This window comes from Paenibacillus cymbidii (assembly GCF_004764705.1).
Lineage (GTDB): Bacteria > Bacillota > Bacilli > Paenibacillales > NBRC-103111 > Paenibacillus_AN > Paenibacillus_AN cymbidii.
This window is the reverse complement of the sequence record NZ_SHLX01000010.1, coordinates 12290-30874: the sequence shown is the minus strand read 5'-3', so window position 1 is coordinate 30874 and position 18585 is coordinate 12290. Positions and strand designations below refer to the sequence as shown.

11 protein-coding genes are annotated in these 18585 nt (G+C 60.7%); 1 reads left to right on the top strand and 10 read right to left on the bottom strand.

The features are described from left to right. Positions 1-111 precede the first annotated feature (111 nt). The 7 genes from EXY20_RS15150 to EXY20_RS15120 all read right to left on the bottom strand — a co-directional run bounded on the left by EXY20_RS15150 (position 112) and on the right by EXY20_RS15120 (position 6862). Positions 112-1044 carry a U32 family peptidase gene (locus EXY20_RS15150; protein ID WP_135552508.1) on the bottom strand — a complete coding sequence of 311 codons (933 nt, stop codon included), beginning with the start codon at positions 1042-1044 and terminating at the stop codon, positions 112-114. Positions 1045-1080: 36 nt separating this feature from the next. Beyond that, a complete protein-coding gene (locus tag EXY20_RS15145; RefSeq protein ID WP_135552506.1) occupies positions 1081-1809 on the bottom strand; it encodes a cyclase family protein in 729 nt (242 codons plus the stop codon). A 364-nt stretch (positions 1810-2173) separates the two neighbouring features. Further along, positions 2174-3361 carry a sn-glycerol-1-phosphate dehydrogenase gene (locus EXY20_RS15140; protein WP_235885933.1) on the bottom strand — a complete coding sequence of 396 codons (1188 nt, stop codon included), beginning with the start codon at positions 3359-3361 and terminating at the stop codon, positions 2174-2176. Between the two features lie 71 nt (positions 3362-3432). Next, positions 3433-4230, bottom strand: coding sequence for an HAD-IIA family hydrolase (locus EXY20_RS15135; protein WP_135552504.1), 798 nt, complete (start codon positions 4228-4230; stop codon positions 3433-3435). Between the two features lie 153 nt (positions 4231-4383). Further along, positions 4384-5142: a DeoR/GlpR family DNA-binding transcription regulator gene (locus EXY20_RS15130; protein ID WP_135552502.1), complete on the bottom strand. Its 759-nt coding sequence runs from the start codon at positions 5140-5142 to the stop codon at positions 4384-4386. A gap of 116 nt (positions 5143-5258) precedes the next feature. After that, on the bottom strand, positions 5259-6332 hold the full coding sequence (locus EXY20_RS15125) for a Gfo/Idh/MocA family protein (RefSeq protein WP_135552500.1): 1074 nt from the start codon (positions 6330-6332) through the stop codon (positions 5259-5261). 104 nt (positions 6333-6436) lie between these two features. Next, the gene (locus EXY20_RS15120) at positions 6437-6862 is read right to left on the bottom strand and encodes a GNAT family N-acetyltransferase (protein ID WP_407944917.1); all 426 of its coding nucleotides are present in this window, start codon (positions 6860-6862) and stop codon (positions 6437-6439) included. Between the two features lie 484 nt (positions 6863-7346). Between EXY20_RS15120 and EXY20_RS15115 the strand changes: the two genes are divergently transcribed. Then, the gene (locus EXY20_RS15115; RefSeq protein ID WP_235885925.1) at positions 7347-7796 is read left to right on the top strand and encodes an SRPBCC family protein; all 450 of its coding nucleotides are present in this window, start codon (positions 7347-7349) and stop codon (positions 7794-7796) included. A 55-nt stretch (positions 7797-7851) separates the two neighbouring features. Here EXY20_RS15115 and EXY20_RS15110 read toward each other — a convergent pair whose 3' ends face one another. The 3 genes from EXY20_RS15110 to EXY20_RS15100 form a co-directional block, all read right to left on the bottom strand. After that, complete coding sequence (locus tag EXY20_RS15110; protein ID WP_135552498.1) at positions 7852-16722, bottom strand: cadherin-like beta sandwich domain-containing protein; 8871 nt, start codon at positions 16720-16722, stop codon at positions 7852-7854. A gap of 474 nt (positions 16723-17196) precedes the next feature. After that, the gene (locus EXY20_RS15105; RefSeq protein ID WP_135552496.1) at positions 17197-17925 is read right to left on the bottom strand and encodes a GNAT family N-acetyltransferase; all 729 of its coding nucleotides are present in this window, start codon (positions 17923-17925) and stop codon (positions 17197-17199) included. A 50-nt stretch (positions 17926-17975) separates the two neighbouring features. Beyond that, positions 17976-18455, bottom strand: a complete 480-nt coding sequence (locus tag EXY20_RS15100) for a GyrI-like domain-containing protein (RefSeq protein ID WP_135552925.1) — start codon at positions 18453-18455, stop codon at positions 17976-17978. Positions 18456-18585: the final 130 nt, after the last annotated feature.

Here is an 18585-nt window from a genome sequence, read left to right as displayed (position 1 = left end):
CAACATTTAACAATCACTCGTACAACCACCAATCATCCACTGCCGCCAAGCCCCGGACCCGCTAACCCACGTGCCAAACCGACGCGGCTCCCGCTTCCAACCTCCGTTCGTCTAGCCTACCACCGGCAAACCCAAACCCGCAGCCCCCAGCGCCGACGTAACGGCTTCCGGGCAGTAGCGGCTTACCATTTGCATGCCGAGCGCGGCGCGATGCACCCGTTCGCGGCACAGCGAAATGTTCGTCGCTTCCCACTGTTTGCCCGACGGATATACGTCCGGGTGATTGCGCAAACCGAACTTGATGTACACCGGCGCCAGGATGCGGATCAGCTCCGGAATTTCGTAATGGCGAATGAAGCCGCCAAAATTGTCCGGCACCTCGACGTACAAGTCGAGCGGAATGTCGGTCGCCTGGCGGATCGCGGCCAGCTTCGGCAGCGTCAGCGCCGTCGGCAGGTTGTACGTGTCCGCGCCCAAATCCTGCATCAACCGCACCGATACCGGATTGGCGGCCATCATCTGCACCGAACACTTGATCACAAAATCCGCAGGAAGCAGCCCTTGCTTCTTCATTTCCTTCGTCAGCAGCAGCAGCCCTTCGTCGCCGACGAGCGCCCCGCGAACGCCGAGCGCGGCGGCGCGCTTCAAGTCCTCGATCGCGTACACGAGCTGGTCGGCGCCTTCGTGGCGGACGCCGAGCGCTTTGCCCGCCGCCGTAAACGGCAGCGCACTGATGTCCCACGTCCCGCGCGGACCGACGAACAAGCTCAGCTCCATGCCGCGACCGGCGCACATGGCGGTCATTTCGCCGATCTCCTCATCGGTCAGCAGCATAATGCCGCTGCCTTGCGAGATGCGGTGCACCGTCAGGCCGTAGCGGTCGATTTCCTCCAGCGTCGCCTCCAGCGCGCGCGGTCCTTCGACGCTTGGCAGCTCAACCCGGTATTGCGCGCCGTCGGGAAACCGTTTCTCCGAGGTCGGCAGCTCGTACAGATCGCCGCCCGGGTAGCCAAGCGAACGCAAAAATTGCCTCGTCTCCTGCATCGCGACTCACACCTTTCTTCATTGTGTTCCCGTGGGTTACGCTTGCGCCGGCTTCTCCACAAACGCGATCGCGCGGATCGGCGAGCCGGAGCCTTCCTTGATTTTGAGCGGCATGGCGAACAGCACCGATTCTCCCAAAATACGTTCCAGCCGGGTCAAATTTTCGATGATGTTGATCCCGTTGCCAAGCAGCGCATGGTGCGCCGGATTGTCGCGCGAATAAGAACAGTCGATCGCCAGCGTGTCGCAGCCGACCGCCTTGATCCGCTTGTCGGCCAAATATTGCGCCGCCTCGCCGCTCAGGCCCGGCCACGATACCGTATAGGCGGGCCGCTCCGTCCGCGGCTTCCAGTGGCGGTCCCAACCGAAGCGGAACAACACCGCGTCCCCGGCGCGAATGGCCGTATGCTCGCGCTCCCAGCGTTCGATCCTCTCGCGGGTGACAAGATCGTTGTCGGCAAAACCGCCGCAATCGATCGTCAGCGCCCGCGCGTAAAACTGCCCGATCGGCGTATCCGCCATAAACTGGTGCGCCGGATGCCCCGCCGGCATAAAATGCGCCGTCGCGTCCATGTGCGTGCCGCAATGCTCGTGAATCGTCAGCTGGTACGACAGCGCCGCGCTGCCGGTTGCCTGCGAATCCCAAAGCCCGTGATAAAACCGGGAATGCGCCGGATACACCGGCATGCCTTCCTCGAGCGTATGCGTCAAATCGATCGCTTCCAACTCGGTCAGCAGCGCCGCCAGCTGTTGAATGCGCGTCATCTTCCTCACTCCTTTCCTGCAAAATCGTGCGCTCGTCCTTGACAACAACCGCACCCTATAATCGATTCGCGCCTGCCGCAAGAAATTCCTTGTACCGCTGAAAAAAACGCCCGCCACGAAACAGCCGTAACGGAAATAGGCCATGTTTGATTGCTTATTCCGCCAAAAGAAGGCGGCAACACCAAAATAGCCAGTAAAATCACTGGCTATTTCAATAAAAAGGCCGATTTTGCGGCGTTTGAGCCGCAATAGCCAGTGAAAACACTGGCTATTGTGGACGCGATGCCTAAAAATGGGCGAATAGGCCACTTTTTATGGCCTATTTGCCAGGCGGGCCGCGATCCCGGGCCTGCCCGGCGCGCCGCTAGCGCTCGTTGCGCGCCCGCAGCAGCGTGTAGCGCGCGCGGATGCGGTGCGCCTCGCGCAAGCTGCGCTGCAGCAGCTCGGCGTCCAGGCCGATCGCCTCCGGCGTATCCGGCCCGCCGACTTCGCGCAGCAGCTCGCGGATGCGCGCCGGCTGCGGCACGCCGACGCGCAGCGCTTCGCGCAAGCCGGCGACGTCGGCAGCGCCTCCTCCAGGCCGCTCGCACAGCGCGGCAAACCCGTCGCCGGCCGCCAGCTCGTGGTACAGCCCGCTAATGATAGCGCAGGCGACGCCGACTTTGGCGCCGTGCAGCAGCTGCCTCCGGCCGAGCCGCAAATACGCCATCTCCCAGTAATGGGAGAGATGGTGCTCGGCGGCCGAAGCCGGATGCGAAGCGCCAAACAGCAGCATCGCCAGCCCGGACTCGATCAGCGCGTTCATCAAGATGGCGATGCCGTCCGCGTCGCGCCGCGCGATCGCCGCGGCGTTCGTCACGCACGCCTCCAGCGCGTGCCGCGTCGCCTGTTCGGTGGCGGCGCAATACGGCTCGCCGCCGACTTCATGGGAGAAGCGCCAGTCAAACAGTGACGTATATTTGCCGAGCATATCGGCAAAACCGGCGGCAACCATCGCCGGCGGCGCTTCCGTCAGCACGTCAAGATCGGCGAAAATCGCCACAGGCGACACCGCCTGCACCGTGATTTTGTCGCCGCGGATCAGGATCGGCGCGCCGGCCGAAGTGAAGCCGTCGACCGACGGCGCCGTCGGCACCGACACGAACGGTTTGTTCATCTTGCAGGCGACGAACCGCACGACATCGTGGATCGTGCCGGCGCCGACGGCAACGAACAAATCCGTCGCGTCCTGCGACGCCTGCATCATCACCTGCACGATCGTCGCTTCGTCGGCGACGACATCGCCCTGCGCGTTCGCGCTGACGAGGCATAACGCAACGTCGATGCCTGCCGCGGCCAGCAGCCGCTCCGCCCGTTCGCCCGCCGCCCGGTATGTCGTGCCGTCGGCGACGATCAGCACGCGCAGCGCGCCGCGACCCGCCGCATACGGCGCCAGCTTGCCGAGCGCCCCGCGCTCCACGGCGATTTCGTCGATGGCGAGCGGGTGATGGCGGCCGCAGGAACAAGCGGCGGCGCGCGCCTTCATGTCGCGGATCAACGCCGATTCATTCATGAACATCAACTCCCAAGCGGTTGATAGTGAAATTCGTTGATAGTGGACTCACTCACTCTTATTCGCCAAACTTACATGACAGCGTCCGCAATCGATTCCCATACATAATCCGGCTTATGTTTGCCAACGCCTGCCATCTCGCGCGTCGTCGAGCCGGTCAGCACCAGCGCCGTTTTCATGCCGAACAGCCGGCCAAGCGCGATGTCCGACTCCATGCTGTCGCCGATGACAAGGCAGCGCCCGCGCTCCACGCCGCCGCCGAGCGCCGCAAGCGCCGCTTCGGCCATCAGCCACGACGGCTTGCCGACGACAAGATCGGGCAGCCGGCCGGCGGCGCCGGTAAGCGCGCCGATCATGCCGGCGACGTCGATCGCCGCCGCGCCGCTGGCGTCCGGCACCGTCTTGTCCGAGTTCGTCGCGATGATGCGGGCTCCGCCGCGCACCGCGCGGAACGCGTCGTTAAGCTCGCGGTACGTCAGCGACTCGTGCAAGGTCACGATCAGCCAGTCCGCCTGCTCGGGCCGGTCCGCCAGCGGCACGCCGGCTTCCTCCAGTTCGTCGCGCAGCCCTTGTTCGCCGAGCGCCCATACCGGGCTGCCTGGATACGTGCGCCGCATGAAGCCGGCCGTTACCGTCGACGACATGACGATTTGCTCCGGCACCGCAGGTACGCCAAGCCCGTTCAGCCGGTCGCAAACCTCGCGCCGCGACAAATTGCCCCGATTGCTCAAATATACGATCCGTTTGCCAAACGCGGTCAACCGGGCGATCGTTTCCGCCGCACCTTCGATCAACCGGCTGCCGTGGAACACCGTGCCGTCCAAATCGATAATCAACCCGTCTATTTCCGCCAAATGCGATTGCGACATCTTGTTTTGCCTCCAACACGTGTGGGGATGGTTTCATTATTCGGCGAATCGCTGCGCTTTGTCAACGATTGTATACTTTTGCCGTCGTTTGTTATTGTTTTCATGTGATTGTCGTATTCGTTACGTTTTGTTGTCATTCGTCAACGCTATCTGCTACTTCGCCACGATCACTTCGATCCCGCTCAGCCGGCGGAGAAAAGCGGCGTCCGCCTTGGCGTCGGTGATTAGCGTGTGCACCTGCGCCGCTTTGACCGAAGTGGCGATCGAGCGCCGGTTCAGCTTCGTATAGTCGAGCATGGCGACGACGCGTCCGGCATTTTCGGCCATCAGCTTCTTCAGCTCCGATTCGTACACGCTGAAATCGGTCATGCCCGCCTCGAGGCTGAACCCCTCCGCCGACGTAAAAAACAGGTCCGCATGGATGTCGGACAGAATGCTTTTGCCCAGCAGCCCTTCAATCGTCCGCGAGCTCGGCCGCAGCACGCCGCCGATCATAATCACATTGATGCGCGGGTTGCGGTTCAGCTCGAGCGCCGCCTCGATCCCATTGGTCACGACGGTCAAATAGTCGTAGTCGACAAGATGCCGCGAGAGCTCCAGCGCCGTCGAGCTGGCGTCGAGAATGACGCATTGCCCGGGACGGACGAGCGCCGCCGCGGCCTGGCCGATTCGTTTTTTCTCCTCGCGGTTCAAATCGCTGCGCGACGACGCCCGGTGATCCGCCACATGCGTCCGCGGCAGAATCGCCCCGCCGTGCGTTCGTTCGAGCGCGCCTTCTTCCTCCAATATTTTCAGATCGGTGCGCAGCGTGCCTTCCGACACGTTCAGCTGCTTCGCCAGCTCCTTGACGACGATTTGCTTCTTCTCCTGCAGCAGCTGCACAATCGTTTCCCTGCGTTGCGGCGAAAACATCCGCGTTCCCCCCTTCGTCGTTTCGTTGTCTCCCCAAAGCATAGCAAAAAACGACAACAAACGAAACCAAATAACAGTTCGTTTGCTGCCGTTTTATTTTCGCCCCGCGTCGGCCGTTATTCCGCCCGTACCGCTTGCTCCTGCGCGCGCAGGCACAGCTCCGCCGCCTTGAACGCGTGTTCCTGCGTCATCGCGTTTTCTGTGCGGTTGATGCAGTCGAGGATGAGCTGGCCGAAGAACGGATAACCGATTTTGCCGCTCACTTCAAAATGCTGCTCGCCATCCTTGTTGACGAGATAAACGTGGTCGCCCGACTTGTCGCGTGCGACGTCGATGTATTTGCGCAGCTCGATATAGCCTTCCGTGCCGAGAATGAACGTGCGCCCGTCGCCCCACGTGCCGAGCCCGTCCGGCGTCAGCCAGTCGACGCGGAAGTAGAACGTCGCTCCGTTGTCGGCCGTCACCGTGGCGTCGCCGAAATCCTCCAGCTCCGGATACTGCTTGTTGTTGTAGTTGGCCACGCGGCTCGCCTGCACGGTGGCGTCTTTGGCGCCGGTGTAGTAGAGGAACTGCTCGATCTGGTGGCTGCCGATGTCGGCGAGAATGCCGCCGTACTGCTCCTTCCTGAAAAACCAGTCCGGCCGGCTCGGCGCGTTCAACCGGTGCGGGCCGAAGCCGTTCAGGCTGACGACCTTGCCGATCGCTCCCTGCTCGATCAGTTGGCCGGCGTATACTGCGCTTTCGACATGGAGCCGTTCGCTGTAGTATACCGCGTATTTGCGCCCGGTTTCCGCATGCTTGCGGCGCGCCGCCTCCAGTTGGTCCAGACTCGTAAACGGCGTTTTGTCGGTAAAATAGTCCTTGCCCGCGTCCATCACGCGCAGGCCGAGCGGACCGCGCTCGTTCGGAATCGCCGCCGCGGCGACAAGCTTCACTTCCGCGTCGTTCAGGATCGTTTCCAGCGAGTCGGCGATTTGCACCTGCGGGAACTTCGCCGCGAATGCCGCCGTCTTGGCCGGGTCGCGGTCGTACACCCACTTCAGCTCGGCTCCCGCCTCAAGCAAACCGTTCGTCATGCCGTAAATATGGCCGTGATCCAGCGCCGCCGCCGCAAACACGAATTGACCCGGCCCCACCACCGCATTCGGCTTGCCCTGCGGCGCATAGTTCATCCCGTCGCTCTTCTGCATGCGAATATCCTCCAATCGATCGCCGGCCGGCTCGTCCGCCGGTTCCGGCCCGTTTCATGTTAACGTGTGCATAAGCCTCATTATAGCGGATTTTGCCGCGGTTGTCATGACGTCAGCTCCTTTTTCAAATAGTAATGCGTATGCCTTCCGGCGCCCGGGAGCGTGCCGTACACCTCGTAGCCTTGTTTCCTATAAAAATCAAGCGCCTGAAAGCTCAGCGTATCCAGCTTGATGAAGTCGCACTTCCGCTCTCTGGCCAGCCGTTCCGCTTCCTCCAGCAGCTTCGTGCCGTAGCGGAGCTTGCGGTACGCCTCATCGATGAACAAATATTTTACCTCCAGCCAGTTCCAGCATACTTCTCCCACCAATCCGCCAACCGTCCGGCCGTCGTCATCCTTTAACGCCAGCGTGACCGGTTCATATCTCCCCTTCAAATCGTCGGCCATGTGCATCGCGTTAAACGCAATCATGCCGTTTACGACATAAGCGCTGTCCGCCTCGTTCGTTGTGCGCGTCAGGTGCAATTCCACGATTGTTCGCTCCTCGTCTTTGGGTATCCAGCTTTACCATACCATCTTTTGTCAGGCCGCACGCTGGCAACCTTGATTATCAACCGATTTTGCCGTCAAAATCGACGGGACCGCCCTCGGATCGACCTGGATCGCCCGCCTCGGCGAAAATAGGCCACTTTTTATGGCTTATTGCGCAAAAAAGAGGGGCCTCCCGCAAAATAGCCAGTGATTTCGCTGGTTATTCGGCCGAAATGGGCGATTTTGGCGGCCGTTTGGAGAAAATAGCCAGTGATTTCATTGGCTATTTCCACTGCAACAGGCGAAATCGCGCCAATAGGCCATTTTTTATGGCTTATTTCACGTTCGGGCCTGCCTGCGGCACCGGTGCGACAGCGAAAAAACACTTGAACCTAACGTTACGTCATGTTCTATGATGGAAGTGCAGACAAGCCGGACATCGGCGACGTTACGAGAAGCTACCATATGAATCGGAGGAATGAATATGACGATGCAAAATCAAACGGAACCTTACGAACTGGTGACAACGAGGGTGATCGACGCTCCCCGGGCGCTCGTTTACAACGCCTGGGCCAAACCCGAGCATTTGGCCCGGTGGTGGGGCCCCGACGGGTTTACGAACACGTTTCACGTATTCGATTGGCGGCCGGGAGGGCTGTGGGAGTTTGTGATGCACGGGCCGAACGGCATCGATTACGCGAACAAAAGCGAATTTGTCGAAGTTGGCCCCGAGCGGATCGTGTTGCGGCATATTTGCGAGCCTTATTTTCAGCTCACGGCGGTATTGGAGGATCTGGGCGGCCAAACGAGACTGACGTGGCGTCAGCGTTTCGAAACGGAGGCCGTGTTAAACGCCGTCAAAAAAATCGCCGAACCGGCCAACGAACAAAACTTGAACCGGCTCGAAGCGGAGCTGCGGAACATGTCCGCCTGAGCGGAGCAAGCGACACACAAAAACCGCCGGACCCTCGGGATCCGGCGGTTTTGTGTTAGTTTCCTGTCGCCGACGTGATGTCGGCCAGCGCCCAATGGTCGTTCGGCACGTCCGGCCAACGCGACGTCGACGGTTGTCCCGCGCCCGCCGCGGCAGCCCGGCCGAGCAGCCGGTTAAGCGCGCTCACCGCTTCCGCCCGGCTCAGCGCCTTGTCCGGCAGGAAGCTGCCGTCCGGGTAACCGAGCAGCCAGCCTGCCGCCTTGGCCGCGGCAATCGCCCGCGCCGCCCAGTGGCCTTCCGCGTCGCGGAACGCCGCAGGCAGCGGCTCTTGGCCGGCTTCCTCGCCGCCCGTCCCGGCCCATCTCGCCGCAATCGTGGCCAGCTCCGCGCGCGTGACGAACGATTCCGGCCGGAATCTTCCGTCCGGATCGCCAACCATCAAGCCGCGACGCTGCGCGCCTTCAATCGCCTGCGCCGCCCAATGATCGGGCGCCACATCGGCGTAAGCCTCAGCCGCCAAGTCCGGCTCCGGCGCAGCGGTATCCGCGGCGGCCTGACGCCGCAGCCGTTCGAGCACCGCGGCTAGCTCCGCCCGCGTCATCGGCTGCTCCGGTCGGAACGTGCCGTCCGGATAGCCGTCCATATACGGCGCCGGCTCCTTGCCGCCATTGCCGGCAACGTCGCGCAGACGCACGATCGTAAACGTGCTGAATTTATCGATTTCGATCGCAAGCTCGGCATTGCCCGACTTGTCGTATTGAATTGTGCCGCGCTTCAGCACCTTTTCTCCATCGCTGTGTTCGATGTAAACGGCCAGTTCGGCAAGCAAGCGCTGCGCCGCTGCCGGATCTTGCGGCAAGGCGAGCTGCGCCAGCGGGAACACGAGCACGGTGCGGGTACCGGCATAATTCGTTTCGATCCGGGCCGGTTTGCCGACGATTTCGGCTTGCACGCCGGGCTCCCCGTTCACCAGCTCGGCGCTCAGCACACGGCTTTCGATGTCGCCGCGCTCCTCATCGCTCTGAACCGGCACGATCCGGAAAAACAGCTCCTCCCCTCGCTCGCCAAGCTGCGCAAGCGATTGTCCCGAAATGACGATGCGGCCTTCCGGAAGCACGATCTCCAATGTGAGCGAATCGGCTGCAAGCATTCGCAGAGATTCGGCATCGACGGTTACGATCCGTTCGTCCGCGGGATCGTCCGCCAGATCGGCCACGTGCACGCGCACCGTTCGTTTGCCGGTTTCGTTTGCTTTGGCTACAATTTCACGGGCTTTTTTGCCGTCCAGCCGGAGCGTGTCGACAGCGCTCCCCTTCTCCGTTCGACTGCGTACGATTTGGACCTGGACCGTCCAATCGCCGTCTTCGCCTTCGACCGAAACCGTTCTTGCCGCGCCGCCAACACCCGCGGTCCCCGGCGAAGGCGTCGGCGTTGGCGTTGGCGACGGATCGTCGTAAACGATTTCGCGCTTGCGCTCGATCGCGATCGAATACGTCTCCGACGACTTGCCGTCTTTCGACTCCACGTTCACTTTAAGCAGGTTCGCGCCGTACGCGAGGTTGGCGGCAAACTTGCCGTCCGCTCCCGGCTCGGCGCCGTTCACCTTGATGACAGCGTACGGATCGTCCGCGGTCGCGGCAATGGCGGCTGTCGAAGCGTACGTCGCATTCGTTCGATAGGAGCGCTTGTACGGCGAAAACTCGGCATCGAGCTGGCTTCCGACCAGCTCCAGCGCAGTCAGTCGCGGCGGCGTGCCCGGCGTTTCCTGCTGCCGCTGGATGCGAATCTTGTACGCGTTGCGCGTGCCGTCCTGCGCCTCGACCTCGATCGACAGGCTTGTCTTGCCCTGTGTCAGATCCACTTGCTGCTCCACGCCACCGGGCACGATTTCATTGTCCAGGTGAAGCTTCGCTTGCGCATGCTCCGCGGCGGCGAGAACGGTCAGCGTTGTCGCGTCGTTCGGCACGACGATCCGATACTCGTTCGTATTCGCGTCAAACGCCGACGACCATTCGACTTCCGCGCCGCCAATCGTCAGCTGCTGCAGCTGCGCATTGTCGCTGCCGGCGCGAACAATCGTCACTTGGTACGTTTTGGTGTTCAACAGATCGGCAGATTTCACTTCTACCGTCACCGTATTGCTTCCCACCTGCAAGTCGATCGGCGCGGACGCTTGCCCGTCCGGTGTCGCGGCATCGTTCACCTTGATTGAAGACACGGCCTGCAGCGACTTCGGCGTCAGCGTCACCTTGGCCACTTGATGGTTCACGTATACAGCGTAGTTGACGCTGCCTCCGGAGAAGTACGGCGCTTGCAGCGCTTCCGGCTGACCGCCGCCAGTTGCGTCGTGCAGCTCGAGTTGCTCCAGCTCCGTAGAATCCGGCAGATAGCCGGCGATTTGCAAGCTATAGGTTTTGCTCGAGTTGACGACGAGCTGCACCGTCCGGCCCGCTGTCGGAACGTCAAGCTCCGCGTACCCGCTAGCGGCGATATCAACCCCGTCCACCGTAATCGGCGAATCCGGATGGGACGCGGCGGCATAAAGCTTGATTTTGCCGGATGACGGGGTGATCGTATAGCTGTAAGTCGTATCGGCAACGTCATACACGCGATCCAGTTGACCGCCCGCCACCACAAGCGCGGCCAGTGCGTCCAGCCGATCCGGGATTGGATCCTCCGTGCCGCGGAGCACTTCGAACCGGTACTCGGTCTCGTTGCCCGCGTCGTCTACGGCCGTCATTTTGACCGCCTTGCTTCCTTCTCCGTCCTGCCACAGCAGCGGCAAATAGTACGAGAACCCGCCCTTGTCGTCAAGCGGCACCATGTTGCCATACACTGTCAGCGTCACGCCCGCCTCGGTCTGACCGGCAATATACATCCGGCTGTCCGTGACAACCGTACCTGTAAGCGACTTCGGCTTGCCGAGCGCATCGTTGCCGTTCGTGGCGATCAGCGCCGGCTTCGTGCGGTCGATGATCAGCGTGCGGTGCAAGCGGCTGGTGTCGCCGCTTTCGTTCGTTGCCTCGACGGTCAGCCGGTATTGCCGCTCCTCCAGCGGCAAGCTGCCCAGCATGTCGTTCAGCGAAAACGACGCGCTTTGGCCGGCCGCCACGGAACGGGTCTCGGGAGTCCCGCCGTATACGCTCACTTTCACACTGACGTTCTGATCGGAGCCGATTCGCAGCGCAACCTGCTCGGCCGAAGTAAAGAGCAGCTTCTCGCTTCCGTCGTCATACGCTGCATGCGAACGCTCCTTGACGGGAACGCCGCCCGTTTCCGCCGCAAGGGTCAATTCGGCCGGCTGCGGCACGGAGAGCGTTGCCTGGACCGTTGCCGACAGCGGACTGGCCGACGGGCGCCCCGCCCCGCCATCCGCCAACGCCGAAACGGCAAACGTATAGCTGGCTTCCGTTGGCAAACCGGATACGACGACCTGCTGCTGCTGGCCGGGTTCCGGCACAACATCCATTACCGGCTGCATGTCGCCGTCCGTCTGCACCCAGACGCGATACATCGTCACCGGCTGCGACAGCGAGTTGAACGTCAGCGTCACATCGCCGTTGCCGGTCGATTGGACCGCCAGTTGCCCGGGCGCCGGCAACGACACGGGAGAGCTGACCGTTATCGCCTGGTCGGCCATCGCATAAAGCGGCGCCCCTCCGTCGCTGCTTGCCACGAACGCTACCCGGTAAGTGCCCGGCAGGATCGACGCGGGAATATCGATCGTCGTCCGACCGGCGGCCGGAAGCCCTTGCGCGATCAGCGGACCGAGCCATGTCTGTTCGCCGTTCGTCAGCATGACCGCCACTGTTGTGCCCGGCCTGCCGTTCGCAACGGACCAAGTCAACCCGAGCCGGTTGTCGGCTCCGGGCTGGACCGCCGCTTTCGCTTCGGTTATGGCCGGCGCCGGCGGAAGCTGGTGGATCGCCCACGTGATCCGCTCGGTCGTTTGGATCTTCCACTTGCCCGAAGCGCCTTTCGGCAGCGTCACATACAACGTGTCGCGCGGATCGGCGATCGGCCGGTTCGTGCCGATGTGCGCAATGCTTCCGATCGGGCTTGCCGGCGTGCGCTCCGCCGCTTTCTGCAGCCTGGCGTTGCGTCCGGGCGACTGCTCGTCAAATACAAGCGAATAAGCTTGGCCGTCCGGGCCGGTCAGCACGGTATCCTCAGTCGCGCCGCCCAGCTCGAGCAAATAATCGCCCGCTTGCGGCAATTCCAGCGTAAAAGTATGTTCGCCTTCCGCTTGCAGCGCTCCGGGCGACTTCAGCTTGCGATCGGTCGTGTACACGACCGCTTCCGCAAACCGGCTGCCGCGTACCGTCCAATCGCCGACAATCGACTGGCCGTTCAGCAGCACTGTCAGTTTTCCCAGCGCGGGATCGTAGATGGCGTTCCATCCCGGCTCATTCTCATCCAACTGCAGCGGATACGGATTGCCGCCCGGCGAGTACAACAACGTATTTTCATCGGCACCGTAAATGTCCACAATCGCCTGGCCCAAGCCCGGATTGTCGACTTTGACGATCGTCGGGTACAAGCCGGAGTCCACCCATTCCTGCGCGTCCGTCATCGTCGACCGCGGCGGCACTTTGTACAGGGCGGCGCTCGGCGACGTTCCGCCGTCAATCAGCCAGGTGCCCGGCTGTGCGGCGTCCAGCAGCACATACAAGGTGTCGTTCGGGCCGCGATAAGCGTTCCAATCCGGCGCGGAAGTCGACGTTTGCAGCTTGTACGGGCGCCCGTCCGGTTTATACAGCAGCGTTTCGCCCGGGCTGGAGCCGATCTCGAGCCAATAGGCGCCGCTCTCTTCGACAGTGACTGCCGTAACCTGCCGGTCGGGCAGTTGCTGCCATGCAGCCGCAAGCTCGTCCATACCGAGCTCCGCCGCGTTCACGTAAAGCAGCTCATGCAGACGCATCGCGGACGGCCGCTTCGTCGACAGCTCCCAGGTTCCGATCTGCGCGAACGCAACCCGCGCGAACGTCGTGTCGGTTGCGGCGTCGTAAAAACGTTCCGCCGGGGTCGCCGTGCCGCCGGCGCCTCCTGTCGCGTTCGCCGGAGCGACAATCGTCACGTCCTGCTGATCGCCGGACAGCGTAATCCAGCCCGTATACGGCCGCCCCACCGGGAACCGGTAAGATGCGCCGCCGTCGGCGTCGTGCGCTTGCGCTTGCAGCGCGGTTTCCATGGCGCGCGAAGTCAGCTTGCCCGCTTCCGTGCGGGCGGCGACACCCTGCAGCGTTTGCCGGTCGGCCGGCTGAGCGATACCGGCGGTTTGCGTCAGCTTGAACGTCACTGTCGGCGTGGACAAAATCCCTACCTCGGCACGTTTGCCCATAATGAAAAATCCGGCATAATCCTGTACCGTCGACATAATTTCCAGGTACGTGACCCAGAACGGCGGCGGCGGAGGAGGCAGCAGCAGTTCGTACATCATCGTTTCGTCCTTGAACGTATACGTCATCGTAACCCCGACATCGTTGTACGTGAACGAACCGTACAAACCTTTGGCGTCGATCCTGACATTGACGTTGGTAACCGTTGCGCCGCCGACATGCGGAATTCCTTCCGGCACTTCAATCTTCGCCTTCATTTGGCCGGCGAAGCCGATCTCGGCGTTCGAATAAAATTGCGCGTTCCCCTGCACCAACCCGTACAAATTCAGCGTCCCCTGCGCGGTGAAGCCCGGAAGCGGGAATCCCGGCAACTGGGCTGTCAACGGATCCGCCACTGCCGTCGTCTTCGTGTCCGGGAGAGGCACCCCGTACAGCTTCTGCATTCCCGACGCGGCAAGACCGTAAGAAGCCATCGAGATTTCGGACTGCTCCGCACTCAGCAGCGGTATGCTCGTATCGCCGACTTTCCGTAGCGGAGCCAACGTATCGGAGACGGAACCGCGCAGCGAAAACCGCTGCGAAATTTCCGTCCGATCGGCCAGTCCCCAAGCCTGTCCGGTCATATAACCGACCTTCAGACCGGTCGACCCGTAATTCGTCGGCCCGCTCAAATCGTAATACGCCGAATCGATCCGGCCTTGAACGGCCCACATGCTCAGCTTGAATTCGAGCGCGCTGCCTGAGAGCCGGCTCGTCGACATCAGATTGACGGCGGAACCCGTCCGGCTGTTGATCATGAGCGTCGGCTTCTCGACATCGAATGGTCCGAGCTTGAACGAGGCGTCCAAATCGTATGTGCCGGCCAGCTCGAATTGGTTGCCGCGCAGCATGAGCGTATCGATCGGCACCGTGTCGCTGATGCGTTCTTTCCCCGCCTGAAGCTCCACCTGCATGTCGCCGGTGAACCGCAAGCCTCCCGGCACGAACGTGGCCGACTTCAGCTTGATCGGCATATTCATATTCAAGTAGTCGGCTGCCGGTTCGCTGTCGAGATCAATGGCGAAATGGTCCGACGTCATCGTCCACTCGCCGTCCCGCAGCGTGTACGGTACGTTCACTTTAGACGTTCCGGCGCCGTTCAAGTACAGTCGGCCATTGCCGCTGATCGTCGTGACACTGCCGGTTTTGTCCACTTCGAGCCTGCTGCCCTTGAACAGCACGTTATCGTTGATGACGACCGGTTCGGACGTATCGCTTAGCATATACACCCCGGGGGCGGAAGGACTTTCCGTAAACGGCCCCTGCAGCGTCAGCTTGCTCACCTCGTTCGACGCTGGCAACGGCGTGCTCGGCACCTCGATTTTGGCAAAATTGCGCGGCTTGTAGAAGCTGGTATTGATCAGTTCCAGCGCGTCAAGGAACGTAAACGGCTCGAAATAATCGTGCTTCAGGTAAACGTCATATTTGCCGAGCGGAAGATCGTCCTTCCATGTCAATTCCAGTTGGCGCTCGTCGATGACGTTGTAATCCAGCTTGTACGGAGTGCCGTCGGCTCCCTCCAAATAGTAGTCGATGCCGCTGGTCGGTTTGCGCAGCAAATCGAACATGTTTTTGCCGACCGCGACGATTCGTTTTTTATCTTTTTCGTGGAGAATCGAGGAGCCGACCCGTTCGAAGCGAACGTCGGGCTCATGCACGTTCGGGTGGTCTTCCAGGATGAAAGTGACAGGCTCCGTATAGCTGGTGCCGGTTTGATTCGTCGCGTAGCCGCGCACTTCGTACGTTTTTTGCCAAACGGGATTGTTCAGCACGGCAGTGAACGTGCCGGTTCCGCTCCCCGAGCCGTTGTACGGCAACTTGGTCCAGTCGTTTGGCGTTTCGTCCGGCTGAACGGCGATACGATATTCAATGCCGCGCGCGCTGATCGTTCCGCCGCCGGCCCCGTATACGTTGACCACCACGCTGACCGTGTCGTTCACCTTGTTCGGGTCGTAAGCGATAATCGGGTCGCTGTTAAGCTTGATGCTCGGCGCTCCCGGCGGCGCATAGCCGAACAGCCACGTTTCGTCCACGATTTGTTCGGGCAGATTAGCTATTGCGTGGCATCTCGTGTCAGTAATTGTCGTACAAGGATAGTAATATTGGCGAAGCTCAAACTCCTTGCGCTTGCCGCCGAAAAGGAGCATGTTATAGCCGTCGAACACCATGCTGGCGTAGATGCGCGATAAAGGAAAGCTGTAAGGCCATGACTCATATTGACCGGCGTGCTCGGGGACAACTTCCGCATATCCGACCTCATAGCCGCCCTTGCCTTGCCAGGCAAGCTCCCATTCTTCCCCTGTCCATCCATATACCAGGTTATAGTTGTTTATCGGATAATACATGTGGTAAACCGAAAAATTATGAGTGCCGCCCCAAACATAATAGGCATGTTCCTCTACACCGCTATAGGTCACGACGCGCCGATTGACGCTGTCATACGCCATCGCATGACCCCAGCGGCCGTATTCGTAAGTGCCGTCGGACAGCGAAAAGGTTTTGAGCTTTTCCGGCCCTTCCGTAATAGGGCTCCACGTGAACTCGGTCCATTTATGTTCGACGCGATCCCATTTCCACAGCTTTGCGGACGAATCGTAATACGTCATTACCTGGGAAGGGGCGCTTCCATTGACTACCGTACCTTTGTGCGTCCTCGTCACCTTGCCCAGATTGCCGCCATACAAAACCGCCGATTGCCCGTCGAACGCCATTCCGCCGAAGAAGGTCGGCGGCGGCGAGTCGCTCGCATCGGCCGGCGTCACATCCGTCCAAGAGTTGCCGTCCCATAGCCAGGTATCGCCGAACGGCGACGTATCGCTATCTCCGTAGCCGCCGAACAGCACCAACTGTTCGCCGTCATAAGCAAGCTGGGCGCCGCCACGCGCCGACGGGCCGCCGGGCATGTCGCCAAGGGATTCCCAGGTTTGCGCGAGCCCGTCCCACAGCCACGTATCGCCAAGCGGCGCGCCGGCCGCGTCAAAGCCTCCGAACAGCAGCACCTTGCCGATGTTCGGATCGTAGGCAGCTGCCGCGGCTTTGCGCGCGGATGGATGCGGCGCAATCGGCTCGTGCTGATCTCCTTCCACCATCTCCGTCCACGTCTTCGCCGCACCGTCCCATATCCACGTATCGTCGAGCGGAGCCACGTTGCCCATCCCGCCGAACATCACAACCTTCTTGGCCGTTTCGTCATACGCCATCGCCGCCATCTCCCGGGCCGGCGGCGGGATGTTGACCGTTGGCTGCTCCCACGTATAGTTCTGGAGCGAAGTCGTCGGTCCGTCGGAAACATCGGACAACAAACTGAACCGCGACAAGCCGGTCGGCGGCGCATCCTGAGCCGGCGGATCAAGCGGATCAGCTTCGCCGTATTCGGTTGGAGTTGAGGTTGGAATTGCGGATTCGTCTCCGCCGTAAACCGCTGTCGTTGTCGAATCGTTGCCCGGCTCCGCGCCATAAACGGCACCTCCGGGCAGCAAGTATCCCGGCTGCAGCACCAATGCCACAATAAGAAGCCTGGCTAATGCAGCCTTCCAGCGTGCATTCATCTGTGTCTTCCTCCTTATGCAGGGCAGGGACCGATCCCATCGTCACATTCGCGCGACGAAACCGGGCCCCCTCCCAATTCCTCCAACCATTGTCGCATAAGGGACATTAACAAAAGCTGAACAAAATCGGAGAAAGCGGGCGAGTGGAGAGGAGTGGGGTGTTGTCGGCAAGCTAACAGCCATGGATGGTTGGGGTGCTTTAGCAGGCGGCCGGCGAAATAAGGCTGATTTCAGCCTTACAGTGGCGTTTGGGCGAGCGACGGGAGGAATAAGGCTGATTTCGGCCTTACAGTGGCGTTTGGGCGAGCGGAGGGCGAAATAAGGCTGATTTCAGCCTTACAGCAGCGTTTGGGCGAGTTGCGGGCGGAATAAGGCTGATTTCAGCCTTACAGTGGCGCTTTGGTGGGCGACGGTCCCCCGGAATAATCCGCTTGGCTCCTTGCATATTCCGGGGGAAACCCAACTTGCGGGACGTCAGGCTTTCAGTTTGTACTCCACCCACACATTGGGATCGTCATATACGCCAATATCTTGCTCTACATTAATGCGAACCGGCATCAGTGCTCCCGGCACAACATAAGCATCGCTTTCAGGAAATTTCATTCCTGTCCATTGTTCCCACTCGGCAACCGTCCCTTTTGCGGTAAAGGCCTGGTGAATCGGTTGTACGATTTCGGCGCCCAGCTTCCAGTGCGTGCGAATCCACGGATCGAACGGCGCTCCGTCCTCGCGTTTCCAATGAATATACGTTTCGAACGGCGTGAGCGGATATTGCACTTTGAAGCTGGGGCGCGCCGGGATGATCACCCTTTCGAACCCTTTTTCCCGAGCCAACGCCTTAAACCCTTCCAAAAGCTGCCTGCTGTATCCGGATGACCGGAAATCCGCATGAATGGAGATATTGACGCCCGCTAAAGTGTTTAATGAAGAAATATCCCGATTTTCGACCCCCCGCATGAGCGTATCCGGCCAATTAAGCGGCAAGTCTTCCGGTTTACCGGACCAAACAAGAGTAAGCGAGTTCCCCATGCCAACCACCTTGTCGCCGTCAAACAGCAGCAGTTGATACTCCGGAAACAAGTTACGCATGTCCCGCCAGTATCGCATCGTTTCCCGATCGGGAGCCATAAACTTGGGCCAGGAGCTTTCCATCAGCTCCCTGGTTGAAACAGTACCGGCATCTTTTTGCGATAGGAGTCGCATTTCCCGTTTCCTCCTTATTGTTACGTTGCAGCCGTTCGGCGCTGTTTCTCTTATAACCGCCCGATCGGAACATACAACGACAGGTGCTCCTCCCGGTCCCCGGGACGATAATATTCCTGTATCGCGCCAGCGATCGCATAGCCATGGGACGGCAAATAGTCGGTCAAGATTCGCTGCATCGTTTCCTTATAGCTGTCCAGCGTACAGGGGGCTGCAACATACCGGAATGCGGGCACCACCCAGCGGGTCCAGCCTTCCGGTGCGACGGCATCATCTACAGCCTCCACCCCGGCCAAATATTTGCCTTCCTCCCCCCACCGTTCAAACCGCTCCAGCACATCGCTCATCGCGCCCCAAATCCCGACCAAATTCCCTTCCGCATCCCGCTTCGCCAGGTCGCTTGCTTCCGCAAATCGACTGTTCGCTACTTGCCATAACGGCGGGATCCAGTCAACAGCGTCCCTTGCCGCTCCCCGGCCCAGTTTTCCGATTACGGTAAAAGACGGTTTTTCCACCACGATCGTTTCCATTTGCTTCACGTTATGCCCTCCTATTACTATTTTCCGCCAATCCCTTCAGCCGGCTCTTCGTTGTTGTCTACTACTTTCGACAGGGCGGACGGCATCCCTTCATGTTGGCAAATGGGAGTGCTCTCAGGCG

Coding starts and splice junctions, on each gene's coding strand:
- EXY20_RS15150 (WP_135552508.1), bottom strand. CDS start 1,044: ATGCAGGAGACGAGGCAATTTTTGCGTTCGCTTGGCTACCCGGGCGGC.
- EXY20_RS15145 (WP_135552506.1), bottom strand. CDS start 1,809: ATGACGCGCATTCAACAGCTGGCGGCGCTGCTGACCGAGTTGGAAGCG.
- EXY20_RS15140 (WP_235885933.1), bottom strand. CDS start 3,361: ATGAATGAATCGGCGTTGATCCGCGACATGAAGGCGCGCGCCGCCGCT.
- EXY20_RS15135 (WP_135552504.1), bottom strand. CDS start 4,230: ATGTCGCAATCGCATTTGGCGGAAATAGACGGGTTGATTATCGATTTG.
- EXY20_RS15130 (WP_135552502.1), bottom strand. CDS start 5,142: ATGTTTTCGCCGCAACGCAGGGAAACGATTGTGCAGCTGCTGCAGGAG.
- EXY20_RS15125 (WP_135552500.1), bottom strand. CDS start 6,332: ATGCAGAAGAGCGACGGGATGAACTATGCGCCGCAGGGCAAGCCGAAT.
- EXY20_RS15115 (WP_235885925.1), top strand. CDS start 7,347: ATGACGATGCAAAATCAAACGGAACCTTACGAACTGGTGACAACGAGG.
- EXY20_RS15110 (WP_135552498.1), bottom strand. CDS start 16,722: ATGAATGCACGCTGGAAGGCTGCATTAGCCAGGCTTCTTATTGTGGCA.
- EXY20_RS15105 (WP_135552496.1), bottom strand. CDS start 17,925: ATGCGACTCCTATCGCAAAAAGATGCCGGTACTGTTTCAACCAGGGAG.
- EXY20_RS15100 (WP_135552925.1), bottom strand. CDS start 18,455: ATGGAAACGATCGTGGTGGAAAAACCGTCTTTTACCGTAATCGGAAAA.